17 protein-coding genes are annotated in these 19,710 nt (G+C 68.3%); all 17 read left to right on the top strand.

The window, feature by feature from the left end; genetic code table 11:
* The first annotated feature begins 18 nt into the window (after positions 1–18).
* The 17 genes from AB4Y72_RS12905 to AB4Y72_RS12825 all read left to right on the top strand — a co-directional run bounded on the left by AB4Y72_RS12905 (position 19) and on the right by AB4Y72_RS12825 (position 19,677).
* Positions 19–1,821, top strand: coding sequence for a peptidoglycan D,D-transpeptidase FtsI family protein (locus tag AB4Y72_RS12905; RefSeq protein ID WP_441426551.1), 1,803 nt, complete (start codon positions 19–21; stop codon positions 1,819–1,821).
* Between the two features lie 161 nt (positions 1,822–1,982).
* Positions 1,983–3,653 (top strand): UDP-N-acetylmuramoyl-L-alanyl-D-glutamate--2,6-diaminopimelate ligase, encoded by a 1,671-nt coding sequence (locus AB4Y72_RS12900; protein ID WP_441426550.1) that lies wholly within the window; start codon positions 1,983–1,985, stop codon positions 3,651–3,653.
* Positions 3,654–3,659: 6 nt separating this feature from the next.
* On the top strand, positions 3,660–5,255 hold the full coding sequence (locus AB4Y72_RS12895; protein ID WP_441426549.1) for a UDP-N-acetylmuramoyl-tripeptide--D-alanyl-D-alanine ligase: 1,596 nt from the start codon (positions 3,660–3,662) through the stop codon (positions 5,253–5,255).
* Positions 5,252–6,361 (top strand): phospho-N-acetylmuramoyl-pentapeptide-transferase, encoded by a 1,110-nt coding sequence (gene mraY / locus AB4Y72_RS12890; RefSeq protein WP_441426548.1) that lies wholly within the window; start codon positions 5,252–5,254, stop codon positions 6,359–6,361. The genes AB4Y72_RS12895 and mraY overlap by 4 nt, the downstream gene beginning before the upstream one ends.
* A complete protein-coding gene (gene murD / locus AB4Y72_RS12885) occupies positions 6,343–7,944 on the top strand; it encodes a UDP-N-acetylmuramoyl-L-alanine--D-glutamate ligase (protein WP_441426547.1) in 1,602 nt (533 codons plus the stop codon). The genes mraY and murD overlap by 19 nt, the downstream gene beginning before the upstream one ends.
* A 2-nt stretch (positions 7,945–7,946) precedes the next feature.
* Positions 7,947–9,461 (top strand): putative lipid II flippase FtsW, encoded by a 1,515-nt coding sequence (ftsW, locus tag AB4Y72_RS12880; RefSeq protein ID WP_441426546.1) that lies wholly within the window; start codon positions 7,947–7,949, stop codon positions 9,459–9,461.
* Between the two features lie 10 nt (positions 9,462–9,471).
* Complete coding sequence (locus tag AB4Y72_RS12875; RefSeq protein WP_441426545.1) at positions 9,472–10,641, top strand: UDP-N-acetylglucosamine--N-acetylmuramyl-(pentapeptide) pyrophosphoryl-undecaprenol N-acetylglucosamine transferase; 1,170 nt, start codon at positions 9,472–9,474, stop codon at positions 10,639–10,641.
* A gap of 4 nt (positions 10,642–10,645) precedes the next feature.
* The gene (gene murC, locus AB4Y72_RS12870) at positions 10,646–12,046 is read left to right on the top strand and encodes a UDP-N-acetylmuramate--L-alanine ligase (protein WP_441426544.1); all 1,401 of its coding nucleotides are present in this window, start codon (positions 10,646–10,648) and stop codon (positions 12,044–12,046) included.
* Positions 12,039–12,935, top strand: coding sequence for a cell division protein FtsQ/DivIB (locus AB4Y72_RS12865; protein ID WP_441426543.1), 897 nt, complete (start codon positions 12,039–12,041; stop codon positions 12,933–12,935). Before murC ends, AB4Y72_RS12865 begins: the two co-directional genes overlap by 8 nt.
* Positions 12,936–13,256: 321 nt before the next feature.
* Complete coding sequence (gene ftsZ, locus AB4Y72_RS12860) at positions 13,257–14,474, top strand: cell division protein FtsZ (protein WP_120954863.1); 1,218 nt, start codon at positions 13,257–13,259, stop codon at positions 14,472–14,474.
* A 126-nt stretch (positions 14,475–14,600) separates the two neighbouring features.
* The gene (locus AB4Y72_RS12855) at positions 14,601–15,353 is read left to right on the top strand and encodes a polyphenol oxidase family protein (RefSeq protein WP_441426542.1); all 753 of its coding nucleotides are present in this window, start codon (positions 14,601–14,603) and stop codon (positions 15,351–15,353) included.
* A complete protein-coding gene (locus AB4Y72_RS12850) occupies positions 15,346–16,071 on the top strand; it encodes a YggS family pyridoxal phosphate-dependent enzyme (protein ID WP_441426541.1) in 726 nt (241 codons plus the stop codon). The genes AB4Y72_RS12855 and AB4Y72_RS12850 overlap by 8 nt, the downstream gene beginning before the upstream one ends.
* Positions 16,072–16,158: 87 nt before the next feature.
* Positions 16,159–16,689 (top strand): cell division protein SepF, encoded by a 531-nt coding sequence (locus AB4Y72_RS12845; protein ID WP_441426540.1) that lies wholly within the window; start codon positions 16,159–16,161, stop codon positions 16,687–16,689.
* Positions 16,690–16,826: 137 nt separating this feature from the next.
* Positions 16,827–17,135 (top strand): YggT family protein, encoded by a 309-nt coding sequence (locus tag AB4Y72_RS12840; protein WP_441426539.1) that lies wholly within the window; start codon positions 16,827–16,829, stop codon positions 17,133–17,135.
* A 162-nt stretch (positions 17,136–17,297) separates the two neighbouring features.
* Positions 17,298–17,993 (top strand): DivIVA domain-containing protein, encoded by a 696-nt coding sequence (locus AB4Y72_RS12835; RefSeq protein ID WP_441426538.1) that lies wholly within the window; start codon positions 17,298–17,300, stop codon positions 17,991–17,993.
* Positions 17,994–18,131: 138 nt separating this feature from the next.
* Entirely contained in the window at positions 18,132–18,710 is a 579-nt protein-coding gene (lspA, locus tag AB4Y72_RS12830; RefSeq protein ID WP_441426537.1) for a signal peptidase II, read from the top strand.
* Positions 18,703–19,677, top strand: a complete 975-nt coding sequence (locus AB4Y72_RS12825; protein ID WP_441426536.1) for an RluA family pseudouridine synthase — start codon at positions 18,703–18,705, stop codon at positions 19,675–19,677. Before lspA ends, AB4Y72_RS12825 begins: the two co-directional genes overlap by 8 nt.
* Positions 19,678–19,710: the final 33 nt, after the last annotated feature.

Raw genomic sequence — 19,710 nt, 5'->3', positions numbered from 1 at the left:
AAGCAGCAAGGACTCATCGTGGCGAAGAACTCCGGCAAGGCCAGCAAGGCGAAAGCCCCAAACGCCACCCGGCGCCTCCGCTGGGGGCTGGGCATCATGCTGACGCTCCTGCTGGTAGTCGGCGGCAAGCTGTTCATGGTCCAGGGCCTGGACGTCGGGGGCATGGCAGAGGCCGCCCTCAACAACAGGCTCACGCCCATCGTGCTGCCCGCAGAGCGCGGCAGCATCCTCGATTCCTCGGGCACGGTCCTGGCCAGCAGCGTCATCCGCTACAACATCGTGGTGGACCAGACCGTCAACACCAAGACCGAAACCTTCCCCCGGCTGGAGACGGTGAACGGCAAGGACGTGATCGTCAAGGTCAGCCGGGACCAGGGCATCGCCGAGCTGGCCGCCGTGCTTGGCATGGACCGGGACGCGTTGCGCAATGCCTTGACCGGCACCCAGCGCTACTACATCGTGGCCAAGGACTTGAAACCGGACGTCGAGGACCGGGTGTCCAAGCTGCAGATCCCGGGCATCGTCAGTGAGGGCACCAGCAAGCGGGTCTATCCCAACGGCTCAGTGGCCGGCGGGATTGTGGGTTTCCTCAAGGACGGGACCACCGGGCAGGCAGGGCTGGAACAGACCCAGGACGGGATCCTCAAAGGCACCGACGGCAAGCGCGTTTTCGAAATCGGCGCCGACGGCCTGCGCATCCCCGTGGGCGTGGACCAGCTGACACCGGCGGTCAACGGCAAGGACGTCAAGCTCACCCTGAACTCGGACCTGCAGTACTTCTCCCAGCAGGCGATCCAGAGCCAGAAGGACAAACTTGGCGCCGAATGGGGTGTGATCGTGGTCTCGGACGTCAAGACCGGCAACATCATCGCCATGGCGGACACCGATGCCCCGGATCCCAACGATCCCGGCAAGGTTGCCGCCCAGGACCGCGGCGTCCGGGCCGTCACCGCCGCCTACGAGCCAGGGTCGGTGGAGAAGATGATCACCGCCGCGGCCGTGATCCAGGAGGGGAAGGCCAAGCCGCTGGATGCCTTCACCATTCCACCCACCTACACCGTGGACGGCCAGACCTTCAGTGACGCGTTCGAGCACGGCACCGAGCAAAGGACGCTGGCGGGCATCGTCGGCTTCTCCATGAATACCGGCACGGTCATGGTGGGCCAGCGACTGAGCAAGGACCAGCGCTACGGCTGGCTGCGGAAGTTCGGCATCGGCGAGGCCCCTGACATCGGCCTCCCGGCCGAATCGAAGGGCATCCTGACCCCGGCTGACCAATGGGATGGCCGCCAGCAGTACACCGTGCTCTTCGGCCAGGGCGTTGCCCAATCCACCCTCCAGACCGTCCGGGCCTACCAGAGCATCGCCAACAACGGCGTGATGCTCCAGCCGCGGCTGATTGACAGCTACATCGACCCGGACGGGACCGAGGAAAAAGTTCCGGCGAAAGACCCGCAACAGGTCGTCTCCAAGGACACCGCCAAGCAGGTGCGGGACATCCTGGAGAGCGCCGTGACCGAAGGCGAGATCAAGGAAGCCGCCATTGACGGGTACCGGGTTGGCGCCAAGACGGGAACGTCCGAATCACCGTGCGACGACGGCAAATCCGGGTTCTGCGGCTACACGGCCTCGATCATCGGAATGGCGCCCATGGACGATCCGCGGTTTATTGTGGAGGTGGTCCTGCAACGGCCCAAGGGAAGCATCTACGGAATCACCAACGGACCGGTGTTCCGTTCGGTGATGAGCCAGACGCTGCGCACGTACAACGTCGAGCCCTCCACCGGCGCACCCGTCCGGCTGCCGCAGTTCGCCAAATAGCCCCCGTCCTACCCGGCACCGGAAGTCACAAACCGGCGCCGCACCAAGTGCCTGCGGGCCGGAGCCTGTCTCCGTGCGCAGTGCCCACATAGCAGCGCCCGATCCACAAAGCGCCCGATCCACAGAGCGCCCGATCCACTAGCACCGCAACGGAGATCCATTTGTCTGAGCTCACCGCCCCCGACGCGTCCGCGCCGTCCGGCCGCGACTCCACCCCGGGCTTCCGGCCCACTGCGGTTGCCGCAGTGCCGCTGGGAGCCATCGGTGAGTCGATCGGCGTCGCCGTTCCCGGGGCTTCCGGTTCCGTCCCGGTCACCGGGATCTCCCTGAACTCCCGGGCAGTCCACCCGGGGGACCTGTATGTCGCCCTGCCGGGCGCCGCGCGGCACGGGGCGGACTTCGTCTCCCAAGCCGTCGACGCCGGTGCCGTGGCAGTGCTGACGGACGACGCCGGCGCGCGCCTGCTGGCGCTCTCCAACGACATCCCCGTCCCGGTGCTGCTCGCCGCAGAGCCGCGCAGCGTGGTCGGCCGGCTATCGGCGCTGATTTACCAGAGCCGGCCCGAAGGCGCCGCGGCGCCCGCCCTGTTCGGTGTGACAGGCACCAACGGCAAGACCACCACCACCTACTTCATCAATTCACTGTTGCGGGCGCTGGGCAAACGCACCGGACTGATCGGAACCATAGAGATCCTGGCCGGCGGCGAACCGATCCCCAGCCTGCTCACGACGCCCGAATCCACGGACGTGCACGCCCTGCTGGCGCTCATGCGCGAACGCGGGCTTGATGCGGCGTCCATGGAGGTCTCCTCGCACGCCATTGCCTTCCACCGCGTGGACGCCGTGGTGTTCGACGTCGCCGGGTTCACGAACCTCACCCAAGACCACCTGGACCTGCACGGAACCATGGAGGAGTACTTCCAGACCAAGGCCGGGCTGTTCACCCCGGAACGCGCCCGCGCCGCCGTCGTGACCGTGGACGATGCCTGGGGACAGAAGCTTGCCGCGGACACCGGCATCCCCGTCACGACCCTCGCCACGAGCGGCGACGCCACCGGACGCGACGGCGCGGGCCGGACGTCGGCCCCGGCCGCCGACTGGACAGTGGTCCGGACAACCCCGCGGGGGCTGGGAACCGACTTCGTGCTCCGCCACCAGGACGGCGCCGAGCTGCGCGTCCATTCCGGCCTGCCGGGAAGCTTCAACGTCGCCAACGCCGCCCTGGCCACCGTCATGGTGCTGGCCGGCGGGCACACCCCGTCCGCCGTGCAGGCCGCCCTCGACGCCGCGGATCCGTTTACCGTTGCCGTGCCGGGCCGGATGCAGCTCGTGTCCACGGCCCCGGCGGCGGTGGTGGACTTCGCCCACAACCCCGACGCCCTGGCACGGGCCCTCGAAGCGGTCCGCCCCGCGGATGCCGGGTCCAAGGTGATCATCGTCTTCGGTGCCACCGGGCAGCGTGACCAGGGCAAGCGTCCCGCCATGGGCGCCATCGCGGCGCGGCTGGCGGACACCGTGATTGTCAGCGACGACGACCCCCACGACGAGGACTCGGCGGCGATCCGTTCGGACGTCCTTGCCGGCGCCTTGGCGGCCAAAGACAGCGAAGGCCTGGACTGCACGGTCCTGGAGGTCTTCCCGCGCGACGCCGCCATCCTGAAGGCCGTAGAGCTCGCAGCCCCGGAGGACGTCATCCTGGTGGCCGGCCGCGGCCACGAGGTGTGGCAGGAGGTCAAGGGAGTCAACCTGGCCCTTGACGACCGGGTGGAGCTCCGGAACGCCTTGACAGCACGGGGATTCACCGTTCTCGAAGACCACCGGATAGAGTCCTAAACCGAGATGATTGCATTTACAGCGGCGGAAATCGCCGACATAACCAACGGCCGGCTGGCCGCGGAACCGGGCATCAGCCCCGCATCCGTGGTGACCGACTCCCGCGAGGCCACGGCGGGTTCCCTCTATGTGGCCAAACCGGGGGAGAGCGCCGACGGACACGACTTCGTGGCCGCGGCCTTTGCCCGGGGCGCCGTCCTGGCACTCGTAGAGCACGAGGTCGCCGACGCGGCCGGGATGAACTACCCCGCAGTCGTCGTCGAGGACGCTGTCCTCGCCATGGGCGCGCTGGCCGCCGAATCGGTCCGCCGGATCCGCGCCCGCCGCGCAGCCGACGGCACCGCGTTCACCGTGATCGGCATCACCGGGTCCGCGGGAAAGACCACCACGAAGGACCTGCTGGCCGGCATCTTCACCGCGGCCGGCGCCGAAGGGGCCACCGTTGCCCCTCAGGGGTCCTACAACGGCGAGGTCGGCGTCCCGCTCACCGTCTTCAAAGCCGACTACGACACCCGCTACCTCGTCATCGAGATGGGTGCCACGGGCATCGGCCACATCCGGTACCTCGCGGACATGGTCCGGCCGGAGATCGGCGTCGTGCTCGGTGTCGGCTCCGCCCATGCAGGTGAATTCGGCGGCATCGAGAACATTGCCGTTGCCAAGGGTGAACTCGTCGAGGCGCTCCCCGCCGGGGGCACCGCCGTGCTGAACCTGGACGACGCCCGGGTCGCCGCCATGGCAGCGCGCACCAAGGCCCGGGTGCTCGGTTACACCTCGCGCCCGGCCGGCACAGACCAGGACAACAGCGGCCACGCCGATCTGGTGAGGGCCGTGGGCGTGGAACTGAACGCCGCCGGCCATCCCGAATTTGAGCTGTACCTGCCCGGTGACACGGCCCCGCAGGGAATACAACAGCAGGGAACACAAGAGCACGGGACGCCACAGCAGGGAACGGCTCCGTACCATGTTGCCGCGAAGTTGATCGGGGCCCATCACCTCGCCAACCTCCTCGCAGCCGCGGCCGCCGCGCACGCGGCCGGCATTCCCGGGGCGCAGATTGCGGCCTCCCTCAGTGCCCAGGCCCCGGCCAGCCGCTGGCGGATGGAGCGCACGGAGCGCCCCGACGGCGTGACCGTCATCAACGACGCCTACAACGCCAACCCGGAGTCCATGCGGGCGGCGCTGCGGACGCTGGCCGAACTGGGCCAGGGCCGCCGCACCTGGGCGGTCCTGGGCGCCATGCTCGAACTGGGCCCGGATTCCATCCGTGAGCATATGGCCGTCGGCACCCAGGTGGTGCGCCTGAACATCTCCCGCCTGGTTGTGGTGGGCCGGGAGGCCCGCTCGCTGTATGTCTCCGCCGTTAACGAGGGCTCGTGGGGCGATGAATGTGTGTTCGCCGAGACCGCGGACGAGGCCTACGAGCTGCTCCGGGCCGAGCTCCTGCCCGGCGACCTGGTCCTGTTCAAGTCCTCGAATGGCATCGGGCTGCGTCATCTGGGGGATCGGATAGCATTACCCCCACAAGCCCCCAAGACCTCCCCCGAGCGACCTGCTGAGGGACCTGCCGCAACCGCCACCGAAGGGAGTGCACAGCTGTGATTGCACTGCTGATGGGCGCCGGAATGGCGCTGCTCCTCGCGTTCGCGGGCACCCCGTTGTTCATTCGGTTCCTGGTCCGCAAGGGCTACGGACAATTCATCCGGGACGACGGACCCACCTCCCACCACACCAAGCGCGGCACGCCCACGATGGGCGGCGCGGTGGTGGTCCTGGCGGTCGTCGTCAGCTACTTTCTCACCCACCTGTTCATGTGGATGATGAACCCGCATTCCCCGGGGCCGAGCGCCTCCGGGCTGCTGCTGTTGTTCCTCATGGTGGGCATGGGGCTGGTCGGTTTCCTGGACGACTTCATCAAGATCTCCAAGCAGCGCAGCCTGGGACTGAACGCCAAGGCCAAACTGATCCTCCAGGCCGCCGTCGGCATTATCTTTGCCGTCCTGGCGCTGCAGTTCCCGAACTCCGCGGGACTGACGCCGGCGTCGACCCAGATCTCCCTGGTGCGCGACATCCCGTGGCTGAACCTGGCCTTTGCCGGCACCGTGCTCGGTGCCATCCTCTTCGTCCTGTGGTCAAACCTGATTGTCACCGCCGCAACCAACGGCGTGAACCTCACGGACGGCCTCGACGGCCTGGCCGCCGGCGCTTCGGTCATGGTGTTCGGGGCCTACACGCTCATGGGCATCTGGCAAAGCAACCAGGCGTGCGGGTCTCCGCGGCAGGCCGGCGGCGGCTGCTATTCGGTCCGCGACCCGCTGGACCTCGCCTTGCTGGCCGCCATCCTTAGCGCGGCGATGGTCGGGTTCCTCTGGTGGAACACCTCACCCGCAAAGATCTTCATGGGCGACACCGGTTCCCTGGCGATCGGCGGCGCCGTCGCGGCGTTCGCCATCCTGTCCCGCACCGAACTGCTGCTGGCGTTCATCGGCGGCCTTTTCGTCCTCATCACGCTCTCGGTCATCATCCAGGTGGGCTACTTCAAACTCACCAAGGGCAAGCGGTTCTTCAAGATGGCACCGCTGCAGCACCACTTTGAGCTCAAGGGCTGGGCCGAGGTGACGGTGGTGGTCCGGTTCTGGATCCTGTGCGGACTGTTCGTCGCCGCAGGCCTGGGCATCTTCTACGCCGAATGGGTGGTACTCCTGTGACCGGATCCATCCCCGCCCCGCTCACCACCTCGGCCCGGCTGCAGGGGCTCACCACCTGGGACTCCGACTGGTCCGGGCTGCGCGTCGTGGTCACCGGCATCGGCGTCTCCGGATTCGCCGCCGCCGATACGCTGATCGAACTTGGCGCCCGGGTGGTGGTGGTTGACAGCGCCACGAGCGCCAGGGCACTCGCCCAGGCCGACACCCTGCGGATCGTCGGCGCGGCCGACGTCCTGCTCGGCGAAGAGGCCGTGGAGACAATGCCAAAGATCGACGGGCAGAAGCCGGACCTCGTGGTCACGTCGCCGGGCTGGCGCCCGGACCAGGCCCTGCTCGCCGCCGCGGCGCGGGCGCACATCCCGGTGTGGGGCGACGTCGAACTCGCCTGGCGGCTCCGCGAACGCCAAGGCCGCAAGACGGCCGACTGGCTGACCATCACCGGCACCAACGGCAAGACCACCACGGTGGGCCTGACCGAGTCCATGCTTCAGGCTGCCGGACTCAAGGCCATCGCGGTGGGCAACGTCGGGACCCCCATCCTGGACGCCCTGCGCGACCCCGTGGACTACGACGTGTTCGCGGTGGAACTCTCCAGCTTCCAGCTGCACTGGAGCCACTCCGTGTCACCGGTGGCCAGCGTGTGCCTCAACGTCGCCGAAGACCACGTGGACTGGCACGGCTCCTATGCCTCCTACCTGGCCGACAAGGCCAAGGTCTACGCGAACACGCAAAAGGCGTGCATCTACAACGCCGAGCAGATCGAGACCGAACGCATGGTCGAAGACGCGGACGTGGTGGAGGGCTGCCGGGCCGTGGGCTTCACCACCCTCTCCCCGGCGGTGAGCATGCTCGGCGTCGTGGAGGGACTGCTGGTGGACCGCGCGTTCATCGCCGAACGCAAGGACAGCGCGGCCGAACTGGCCTCGATCGCTGACCTGGGGTCGGCGGCACCCCGGCACATGGTGGCCAACGCGCTGGCCGCGGCTGCCCTGGTCCGCGCCTACGGGGTGGAGGCGTCCGCGGTCCGCACCGGCCTGCTGAACTATCTCCCCGGAGACCACCGGATCCAGCCGGTGGCCCGGCATGAGGGCGTGCTTTGGGTCAACGACTCCAAGGCCACCAACCCGCACGCCGCCTCGGCGGCACTGTCGGCGTTCCAGCACGTGGTGTGGATCGCCGGAGGACTGTCCAAGGGCGTGAACTACGACTCCCTGATCCAGGAACACGCCCACCGGCTCAAGGCCGTCGTCCTGATCGGCGCGGACTCCAGCGAACTGCTGGCCGCGCTGGAGCGACACGCACCGGATGTCCCCGTGATCGGGCAGGCGAAGGGCCAGACTGAAGACGTGCAGACTGCCGGACCGGCCCAAGCCGCCGCAGGCCCCTCGCCGATCTTCAGCGAGACCGTGATGGCCGAGGCCGTCGCCTCGGCGGCGCAGCTGGCCGCCTCCGGGGACACCGTGCTGCTGGCCCCGGCAGCTGCTTCCATGGATCAGTTCTCTTCCTACGCTCACCGTGGCGATGCCTTCATCGAAGCTGTCCGCGAGCTCGTGGAAGGGCAGGCTCAGACCAGCGAGGAGTAACAATGGTCAGCACGCCCACACGTACGACGGCGGCCCGACCCGCCGCAGGCGGGGCCACCAGTGGCAACGCCGCCGGGGGCAAGACTGCCGGGGGTAAAGTACAGCCACCATCCGCATCGGCGCCGTGGAAGCCCCGCGGCACGCCCGCGGCGACAGTGCGGGCCTGGGGGCGCGGATTCTGGTCCGCGCTGGAAGGCACCGGCAAATCGCGCAACGGCTCCACCTATTACCTGATCCTCGGGTCCACGCTGGCCCTGACGGCGATCGGGATCATGATGGTCCTCTCCGCCTCCAGTGTCGAAGCCATCGCCGCGGGGGAGTCGCCGTACTCCGCCGCCCTCAAGCAGGGTGGATTCGCTGCGATCGGGGTCTTCGCGATGTTTGTCCTCTCCCGCGTCAACGTCGTGTGGCTCAGGCGCTTTGCCTGGCCCGTGATGTTCCTGGCCGTTGCGCTGCTGGGCCTGGTCCTCTTGGTGGGGCGCAGCGCGCTGGGCAACCAGAACTGGATCGACGTCGGCCCGTTCACCTTCCAGCCCTCCGAAGCGGCGAAGCTTGCCCTCGCTCTCTGGATGGCCACGGTGCTTGCCCGCAAGGAGAAGCTCCTCCACGAGTGGCGCCATGCGCTCATTCCCGTCGTGGTTCCCGGTGCCGCTGTGGTTCTGGGGCTTATTCTCGCCGGCAACGACCTCGGCACGGCGATGATCGTGATGGTGATCGTCGCGGCCGCGCTGTTCTTCGCCGGTGTCCGGCTGGCTTTCTTCACGATTTCCGGGGCGGTCCTGGCCGTCGGCACGACCATCCTCGCCGTCACGAGCCCCAACCGGATGTGCCGCATCCTCTCATGGACCGGCCAGACCTGCGCCGACGGCTCCGACCTGAACTACCAGTCCACCAACGGGCTGTACGGGCTCGCGTCCGGAGGCTGGTTCGGCGTCGGACTGGGCCAGAGCCGGCAGAAGTACAGCTGGATCCCGGAAGCGCACAACGACTTCATTTTCGCGATCATCGGCGAGGAACTCGGACTGGTCGGCACGCTCGTCGTCCTGGTCCTGTTCGCCATCCTCGGCGCCGCCATCTACCGGGTGGTCGTCGCGCAGCATGATGTCTTCCACCGCGTCCTGGCCGGCAGCATCATGGTCTGGCTTCTGGGCCAGGCCAGCGTCAACATGGCCGTGGTCACCGGGCTGGCGCCGGTGATCGGTGTCCCGCTGCCGTTCATCTCCTATGGCGGGTCGGCCCTGCTGATGTCGCTGTGTGCGGTCGGCGTCGTCCTGTCCCTGGCCCGGGCGCAGATGGACCCGGGGATGCAGCCGAAGAAGATGCTCAAGTTCGGCCCGGCTGCCTTCGCGAATTCGGTGCGGCGCGCCCGGGCCGCGCGGGCCGCCCGGGCGGCCGGCAAGCCTGCGGGCCAGTCCGCCGGCCGCCCCGCCGCAAACCCGGGCAGGACTCCGACGCGACCTGCCGCCCACAAGCCTGCGGCCACAAACCCCGCATCCAAGAACCGCACGAAAGCGTAAACAGTCCCTTATGAACACCGAGTCGCCTTTGTACGTGGTCCTTGCCGGCGGCGGAACCGCCGGACACATCAGCCCGCTCCTGGCCATTGCCGGTGCCCTGCGGCAGTCGCTGCCCGGAGTGCAGCTCCTGGCAGTGGGCACCCCGGGCGGGATGGAAGCCCGGCTGGTTCCGGCCGCCGGGCTGGATCTGGCCACCATCAGCCGGGTCCCGCTCCCGCGCAGGCCCTCCGTGGACCTCCTCCGGCTCCCCGGCCGGATGGCCGGTGCAGTAAAGCAGGCCGGTTCCATCCTGGACGAGACCGGAGCCGACGTCCTGGTGGGCGTCGGCGGCTATGTGTGCACCCCGATGTACCTTGCCGCCCGGCGCCGGAAGATCCCGATCGTGGTCCACGAGGCCAACACCCGCCCGGGCCTGGCAAACCGTGTCGGCGCCCGCCTCGGCGGCCACGTGGCCGTCGCCTTCGCCGCGACCAAACTCGGCCGCGCGCGGCATGTGGGCATGCCCATGCGGCCGGAAATCTCGGGCCTGGACCGCGACGCAGCCCGGGCCGGCGCGCGGCAGGCGCTCGGCCTGGACCCGGACAAACCCGCACTGATCGTCACCGGCGGCTCCTCGGGCGCCCAGAGCATCAACCGGTCCCTCGCCGCGGCGGTGGGAACGCTTGCCGACGCCGGGGTGCAGACCCTGCACATCACCGGCCGCGGCAAGTCCGTGCACGACGCGGACGGCAAGCCGCTCGCCGCGCCGGGCTACCGGCAGGTGGAGTACGTGGACGGCATGGAAACCGTCTACGCCGCGGCGGACCTGCTGCTGGCACGGGCCGGTGCCGCCACTGTCTGCGAGGTGGCTGCGGTAGGCGTGCCCGCCGTCTTTGTCCCGCTGCCCATCGGCAACGGCGAACAGGCGCTGAACGCAGGCGGCCTCGTCGCCGCCGGGGGAGCACTGCTCGTGGATGACAACGACTTCTCCGCGGACTGGATCCGCGACAACCTCATCCCGCTGCTGCTGGACAAGGACAAGCTGGCCCGGATGGCCGCAAGTTCCGAACACCTCGGCATCCGCAACGCGGACCGGCGGATGGCCGATCTCATCCTCGAGGTCGCGGCTTCAGGCCAGAACAGCAGAAAACAGGACAGCAGAAAACAGCACAGCAGGACCCAGCACGGCAGGAAGCAGTAAAGCCATGACCCAGTCCCCAGACTCCACCCGTTCCCTGGCCTCCCTTGGCCGCGTGCACTTCATCGGCATCGGCGGCGTCGGCATGTCCGCCGTCGCCCGCATCATGGTGGCGCGCGGCATCCCGGTGAGCGGGTCCGATGCCAAGGCTCTGCCGGTCATGACAGACCTCGCGGCGGCCGGGGCAACGATCGCCGTCGGGTACGGGCCGGAGAACCTTGGCGCCGCCCAGACGGTGGTTGCCGGCTCCGCGATCCGGGCGGACAACCCCGAACTCGTAGCGGCCCGCGCCGCCGGGCTCGCGGTGCTGCACCGCTCCGAGGCCCTGGCCGCCACCATGGCCGATGACACCGTGGTGGCCGTCGCCGGAACGCACGGCAAGTCCACCACCACCTCGATGATCACGGTGCTTCTGCAGGGCGCCGGGCTGGACCCGTCCTTCGCCATCGGCGCCAACGTTCCGGCCCTCGGCGTCAATGCGGCCCACGGCACCTCGGGGATCTTCGTCGCCGAAGCTGACGAATCGGACGGCTCTTTCCTGAATTACCGGCCCGCGATCGCCGTGGTGACCAACGTCGAGCCGGACCACCTGGACTTCTACGGCACCGCCGACGCCGTGTATGCCTCCTTTGACAGCTTCACGGCCCTGCTCCCGGCAGATGGGGTCCTGGTGGCTTGCGCGGACGACCCCGGGGCCAGGGCCCTCGCAGAGCGCACCCTGGCCCGCGGCAACACCCGCGTGGTTCTTTACGGCACTGCGGCCGACGCCGCCATCCGGCTGCATGACGAAGGACCCGGCCGGACGGGGATCTCGACGGCGGCGGGCACCTTCGGGCTGGACCTCCAGGTCCCGGGCCGGCACAACGCGCTCAACGCGGCTGCCGCGTTTGCCGTCGCGGTCGAACTCGGCGTCGCGCCGGAGACCGCGGCCGCGGCGCTGGCGCATTTCTCCGGCGCCTCGCGCCGGTTCGAATTCAAGGGCGAAGGACGCGGCATCCGCGTCTACGACGATTACGCCCATCACCCCACGGAGGTCCGCGCCGCCTTGTCCGCCGCACGGGCCGTCGCCGGGCAGCGCAAGGTGCACGTGCTCTTCCAGCCGCACCTGTTTTCGCGCACCCGCGAATTCGCCCGCGAGTTCGCCGAGGCCCTCAACACCGCGGACACCGCCCTGGTCCTGGACATCTATCCGGCCCGCGAAGACCCCATTCCCGGTGTCACGAGCGGGCTGATCGCCGAGCACCTCGGACCCGGCGGCAGCCTTGTCGGCCCGGGCGAGCAAGCGGTGCAGGCCCTCCTGGCCGCCGCCGCGCCCGGGGACATCGTGCTGACCGCAGGCGCGGGCGACGTCACAGCCTACGGTCCCCGGATCGTCGACGCCCTGACGGTCGAGGCCGCCGGTGGCTAGCGGGCGCCCTCCCTACCGCGGCGGAACCAACGCCTCCGGGGCCGGCGTCGGCTCCCGGCCACCGGCCGGCAGGGCCGGGACGGACGTCATTTCGGCGTCCAAGAACGCCCCGGAGGCGGCGAACGGCCCGTCCCGGAACGGGCCGGGGACACCCGCCACCCCGGCCGGCAATGTGCTGTCCTTCCCCGAGCCCAAAGCCAAACGCCGCAAACGCATCCTGCTCAGCACCGTCGGCATTGTTGCCGTGCTGATCGCGGGGATCGTCGCGGCGGCCGTGTACTCGCCGGTCCTCGCCTTGCGGACCGTCGCCGTGCAGGGCACCAAGATCGTCAAACCTGACAAGGTTCAGGCCGCCCTGGCGCCGCTGCAGGGCAAGCCGCTGCCGCAGATCAGCGAGGAGGACGTCAGGGCGCTCCTGAAGCCGCTGGTCCAGGTCAAGGACGTCACCGCGAAGGCGCTGCCGCCCTCCACCTTGCAGGTGCATATCACCGAGCGCGTCCCCGTGGCGCTGGTCAAGCAGGGCGCAACGTTCCAGTTGGTGGACGTCGACGGCGTCCAGCTCAGCACCACCACAAACGCCGCCTCGGTCCCGCTCCCGGTCATCGACGGCGGCAGCGGGACGCTGCCCAAGGACCTGTTCCACGCCATTACGGCGGTGCTGGGGGCGCTGCCGGCAGACGTCCTCGCGCGGCTGTCCAACGCTTCCGCAGCCTCCGCCGACGCCGTCGAACTCAAACTCGTCGACGGGCAGTCGATCGTGTGGGGCAACGCGGGGGAGAGGGAACTCAAGGCCCGTGTCCTCGCGGCTCTCCTGAAGGTTCCGGCCGACCCGAAGAATCCGGTGAACGTTTACGACGTCAGCGTGCCGCGGCACCCCGTCACCCGGTAATGTGGGGTCAGTTCGCCGCGGTCCGGCGGGGCGGCCGGCGCGGCGCTGATGACCGGACGTCGCGACGGGAACCGCCCGGGCGGCCCCGGGAGGACCTCCGGCGGCCCGACGGGCCCGATACGGGGCTATTTGACCGGTATTCCCGCGACACGCGGCGCCGGTTATTGAATGTCCCCGGCATAGGAAATACCGTCACAGACATGAGTTACTTGACATAACTATAACTTTCAAGTCGAAGGTTAAGGTTCAGGGCTTCAAGTCAAAGTTTCAAGCACGACTCGATAAGTTTTCGCATTAGTACACGAACAAGGGACACGTAACGTGGCAGCTCCGCAGAATTACTTGGCCGTCATCAAGGTCGTCGGCATCGGCGGCGGTGGCGTGAACGCAGTCAACCGCATGATCGAGGTCGGTCTTCGCGGCGTCGAATTCATCGCCATCAATACCGATGCCCAGGCATTGTTGATGAGCGATGCCGACGTCAAGCTCGACGTCGGGCGTGAGCTGACCCGTGGACTCGGTGCTGGCGCGAACCCCGAGGTGGGCCGTCAGGCCGCGGAGGACCACGCCGATGAAATCGAAGAGGTCATCCGCGGCGCGGACATGGTCTTCGTCACCGCCGGCGAAGGCGGCGGCACCGGCACCGGCGGCGCGCCCGTCGTGGCCCGCATCGCTCGCTCCCTTGGCGCCCTGACGATCGGCGTCGTGACGCGCCCCTTCACCTTCGAGGGCCGCCGCCGCGCGGGGTCCGCCGAGGCCGGCATCGATGCCCTGCGCGATGAAGTCGACACCCTGATCGTGATTCCGAACGACCGTCTGCTCTCCATCAGCGACCGCAACGTATCGGTCCTGGATGCATTCCGCTCCGCCGACCAGGTCCTGCTGTCCGGTGTCCAGGGCATCACCGACCTCATCACCACGCCGGGCCTGATCAACCTCGACTTCGCCGACGTAAAGTCCGTCATGCAGGGCGCCGGTTCAGCGCTCATGGGCATCGGTTCGGCCCGCGGCGAGGACCGGGCCGTCAAGGCCGCGGAACTCGCCATCGCCTCGCCGCTGCTGGAGGCATCCATCGACGGCGCGCACGGTGTCCTGCTCTCCATCCAGGGCGGCTCGGACCTCGGCCTCTTCGAAATCAACGAGGCGGCCCGCCTGGTCCAGGAAGTCGCCCACCCGGAGGCCAACATCATCTTCGGCGCTGTGATTGATGACGCCCTCGGCGACGAGGCACGCGTCACCGTCATTGCCGCCGGCTTCGACGACGTCAAGGCCACCTCGCCGTCCATGGACCAGTCCCTGCCGGCCGCCCCGCAGCGTCCGGCGTCGGCAGCCCCGGCCCCGGCGCAGGCCCCCGCCTCCGCCCAGGTCCAGCCGCTGCACGCCGCCGTGGGAGCCTCCGGCTACGGCGGCTGGGGCCAGCAGCGGCCCTCCGCTGTACCGGCCGACTCCGGCTTCGACGTCGACCTGCCGGCCGTCGTGGAACCGGACCTGTCCGGCCGTCACTCCGATGACCTGGACGTTCCCGACTTCCTGAAGTAACTCCCGGCGTCAATCGTTCGCTTTCAGCATGGCACCGCCGTCCGGCGGTGCCATGCTGCTTTGCGGCGGGATACGGTGGATCGTATGAACGCAAGAATTCCTGACATGTCGACGGCGGTGGTGTGATTGTTTTCCTGGCGGGCTGAAGTCCGGCCCGGCGTGTGGGTGGCGTTCACCGACGCCGGGGCCGGCAACCTGGCACTGCACGTCGATGACGACCCGGACGCGGTGCGCCGCCGCCGCGCGGAGCTCGACGCGGCCGCGGGACTCGGCAGCCGCTCCTTCCGGTACATGAACCAGGTCCACGGCGCGGAGGTCGCAACTGTCAGTAGCCGGTCCGCGGCCACCCAGGCACTGGCCGGTGTCCCGGCCGCCCCGACCGCCGACGCCATGGTGACCCTGACCGAGCCGCTGGCCGTCATGGTGGCAGACTGCGTGCCGGTGGTGCTGGTCGGTGACGGCCCGGCCGGTTCCCCGGTGCTTGGTGTCGTCCACGCCGGAAGGCCCGGTGTGTCCGCCGGCGTGGTGCCGGCCGCCGTCGCGCGCCTGCGGGAACTGGGCGCGCACCGCCTAAGCGCCTGGGTGGGACCGTCCGTCTGCGGGCGCTGCTACGAGGTGCCCGAGGGCCTGCGTGCGGACGTTGCCGCGGCTGTCCCGGCCACCTGGTGCACCACGTCCACCGGCACACCCGGGCTGGACCTGCCGGCCGGCGTGCGGAGCCAGCTTGAAGCGGAGGGCGTCGTGATCGAATACTCCGGAGGTTGCACCGTCGAGGACGACACCCTGTTCTCCTACCGCCGGGACGGCCGGACCGGCCGCTTCGCCGGCCTCGTGTGGACGACGGCCCCGGACGGCGCGGACGTGCCCGGCCATGACTGACCCGGACCCCCGGCTGGCGCAGCTGGACGCGAACCTGGCAGCAGTCCGGCGCAGGATCGACGCGGCCGTCACCGCCGCCGGCCGGGATGCCGCCCCGCCCCGGCTGATCGTCGTCACGAAATTCCACCCCGCCCAAGACATCCGGCGGCTCGCATCGCTGGGCGTCGCCGACGTCGGGGAAAACCGGGACCAGGAGGCTGCGGAAAAAGCGGTGCAGCTTGAGGACCTCGGCCTGCGCTGGCACTTCATCGGCCAGCTCCAAAGCAACAAGGCCAAATCCGTGGTGAAGTACGCCCACGCCGTACACTCCGTGGACCGGCCGGCCCTGGCGGCCGCCCTCGCCAAGGCAATGGCAGTAGAAACCGACCGCACCGGGCGGCCACCCTTGGAGTGCTTTATTCAGGTCAACCTGGACGACGGCGCCGGCGCGCACCGGGGCGGTGCCGCCCCCGACGAGGTCCTGGGCCTGGCCGAACAACTCGCCGGTGCTGCCGGGCTCCGGCTCGCGGGGGTCATGGCGGTTGCGCCGCTCGGCGGGGATCCGGCGGGCGCATTCGGGAAACTCGCGGGCATTTCCGCGCAACTGGCCGCACAATTCCCGGCGGCCACGGGAATATCGGCCGGCATGAGCCAGGACCTGGAAGAAGCCGTGCGCTGCGGAGCGACACACCTGCGCATTGGCTCCGATATTCTCGGTCCGCGTCCGGCGCTGCGGTAAGTTCGACGTATTGGAAGGTAATGGCGGGGATTCCAAGGCTGTCTAGTCACTAAGCGGCCCGCTTACGGACACGATTAGGAGTCGACCATGGCTGGCGCTCTGCGCAAGACAATGATCTATCTTGGGCTCGCCGACGGCGACGAACACTACGAGTCTGAGCACCCCACACCGCACAAGGACGAGGACGAACCCATGGAGCAGGACCACGAGGAACGACGTGCCCCGGCGCCCGTCCGCGAGGTCCCCAGGGAAGAGCCCCACGCCGCCGAAGAGGAATATCGCGCACCTGTGACACCCATCAAGCGTGCGGCATCGAGCCGCGAAGAGACCACCGGACTCCGGCAAATCACCACCATCCATCCGCGCTCATACAATGACGCCAAGCTCATCGGCGAAAGCTTCCGCGATGGCATCCCCGTCATCATGAACGTCACCGACATGGGAGAAGCAGACGCCAAGCGCCTCGTGGACTTCTCCGCGGGCCTTGTTTTCGGCCTCCGCGGCAGCATCGAACGGGTAACGAACAAGGTCTTCCTGCTGTCGCCGTCGTACATCGAGGTCATCGGCGACGACAAGAAGGTCAGCGAGACACAGGCGAGTTTCTTCAACCAAAGCTAGAGGCGTAAATTCCGCACGGCTGCCAGGCGGGGAGACCCGCCTGGCAGCCGTGCGGAATTATCCGTGTTGAAATAGAAGCAACACTTTCCGCAGGACACTGCGGTATCCGGAATGAACATGGAGATATGAGTTAGCTCATGGGAATTGTTTTTGGGCTCGTCTATATCGTTCTGTTGCTTTTTTTCGTGGCACTGATCATCCGCCTGGTCTTCGACTGGGTGCAGATGTTTGCCCGGAGCTGGCGGCCGCGCGGAATGGCACTCGTGGCCGCCCACGCTGTGTATTCGGTCACGGACAAGCCACTGAAGCTGCTCCGCCGGCTCATCCCGCCGCTGCGGCTGGGCGGAATGTCGCTCGACGTCGGCTTCCTGCTGCTGTTTGTGGCCGTCAGCGTAGCCATGTGGATCGTCAAGGGACTGGTGTATTCCCAGTCCGTCGCAGCGTGAGCGGCCGCAGTCGGCAAACGCGTGACCCGGGCCGATGCCCCAACCGATAGAAACTCCGGTTTGACACTGCGGTGTTGAATTAGAGGAACCAGACCATATTTAGGTACCGTAGTTTTGACGGCCGGAAGGCCTACTGACTAACTAGACCAACGAGGTGACCAGATGGCTTTGACGCCAGAAGACGTTGTCAACAAGCGCTTTCAGCCGACCAAGTTCCGCGAAGGCTACGACCAGGATGAAGTTGATGACTTCCTGGACGAGATCGTCGTGGAACTGCGACGCCTGAACCAGGAGAACGACGAGCTGCGCAAGAAGCTCGCCGAACTCGGCGCCGGCACGCCTGCCAGCTCCACCGCCGCGGCCCCCGTCGTGGAGAAGGTGCCGGCACCCGTCAAGGCCGAGAAGGAAGACGCCGCCAAGGCCGAGGCCGAGGCAAAGGCAAAGGCGGCCGCAGAAGCTGCCAAGAAGAAGGAAGCCGAGCAGGCCGCCAAGGCAGCCCAGGCCGTCGAGCCGGCACGCGCCGCGGCCACCCCGGCGTCCGAGTCCGCCGCCGGCCTGCTCGCCATGGCGCAGCAGATGCACGACAAGCACATCGCCGACGGCGAGCAGCAGCGTGACAAGATCATCGCTGAGGCCCAGATCGAGGCCAGCAGCCTGGTCAACGATGCGCAGGAAAAGTCCCGCAAGATCCTTGGTGCCCTCGAGCAGCAGCGCTCGGTCCTGGAACGGAAGGTGGAGCAGCTGCGCGGCTTCGAGCGCGACTACCGCTCACGCCTGAAGGCCTACATCGAAGGCCAGCTCCGCGACCTCGACGCCCGCGGCTCCGTTGCCGCCCCCGAGGTTGGCGAAGCCAGCTAGGCATAAAGCAAGTATTCTGAAAGCCGGTGGCTGAGGACTCCTCGGCCGCCGGCTTTTCGTTTTTCCCGCACCGTATTTTTCCGCACGGCGCCGGACACCCATCCCCGGTCTTCGTACTGGCTCCCGATCGAAAGCACTATGACTGACGCACCATCACCAGACGCCATGCAGCCCGCCGAGGCGGCCCAGCCCGTCCATGCCCGGCCCCGCCGGGCGGCGCTGTATGTCCTGTTCGCTGCCTTCGCCGTGTTCGCCTATGTGTTCGACCAGCTGACCAAGCTCTGGGTCACGAGCACCATGACCGAGGGCGAGCGGATACCCGTGATTCCGCCGCTGCTGCACTGGTTCTACATCCGCAACTCCGGAGCGGCGTTCTCGATCGGCGAAAACGTCACCTGGGTGTTCACCATCATCATGGCGGCAGTGTCCGTCGCCATCCTGCTGCAGCTGCGCAAGCTTGGCTCACTCTGGTGGGCGCTGGCGCTCGGGCTGCTGCTCGGCGGCGCACTCGGCAACCTGACCGACCGGCTGTTCCGCGAGCCGTCCTTCGCGATGGGCCACGTGGTGGACTTCATCCAGCTACCGAACTTCGCGATCTTCAACATTGCCGACTCGGCCGTCGTCTCCGCCGTCGTCATCATCTGCCTGCTCACGCTCCGTGGAATCTCCCTCGACGGCTCGCGCCACACGAAGGAAACGGTCGCCAAAGATGTCTGAGAATGCGGAAGTGTCCGGCGAAGCCGGCGATGCGACTGCGGAACACCGGCGCTTCACCGTCCCGGAAGACCTTGCCGGCTCGCGCGTGGACGCCGGCCTGTCCAAGCTGATGGAGATTTCCCGCTCCCAGGCGGCCGTCCTGATCGCCGAAGGCAACGTCAGCAGCAACGCCAAGAGTGTCGGGAAATCCCTCAAGCTGGCCGCCGGCATGGTGCTGGACGTCGTGGTGCCCGGCCGCCGGGACCCCCTGGAAATCGTGGAGGAAGTCGTGGAAGGCTTGAAGGTCCTGCTGGACGATGACGAGTTCGTGGTCATCGACAAACCCGTCGGCGTGGCGGCCCACCCCTCGCCCGGCTGGGTGGGACCGACGGTGGTCGGCGGCCTCGCCGGCCTCGGGTACCGGATTTCGACGTCGGGCGCCCCGGAACGTGCCGGCATCGTCCACCGGCTCGACGTCGGGACCTCCGGCGTCATGGTGGTCGCCAAGACCGAAAACGCGTACACCGTGCTCAAGCGGGCCTTCAAGGAACGCACCGTGGACAAGGTCTACCACGCCGTCGTCCAGGGACTTCCCGATCCGCTGGCCGGCACCATCGACGCGCCCATCGGCCGCCACCCGGGCCATGACTGGCGGTTCGCCGTGATTGAAGACGGCCGGGATTCCGTCACGCACTACGAAGTCCTGGAGGCTTTCGGCAAAGCCTCCCTCGTGGAGGTGCACCTTGAAACCGGCCGCACCCACCAGATCCGCGTGCACTTTGCGGCCCTGCGCCACCCCTGCGCCGGTGACCTGACCTACGGCGCGGACCCGCGGCTCGCCGCGACCCTGGGACTGACCCGGCAGTGGCTGCACGCCCGCGAACTGTCCTTCGACCACCCGCGCACGGGGGAGCGGGTCACCGTCACCAGCGAGTACCCGCAGGACCTGGTCTACGCCCTGGAGGTCCTGGCGTCCGGAGACGCCTGATCCGTCGTGGCTGCGCGCCAGCGTCGCCGCACG

The organism is Arthrobacter sp. YAF34 (assembly GCF_052113245.1).
Taxonomy (GTDB): Bacteria; Actinomycetota; Actinomycetes; order Actinomycetales; family Micrococcaceae; genus Arthrobacter.
This window is presented reverse-complemented; position numbering and strand designations above follow the sequence as displayed.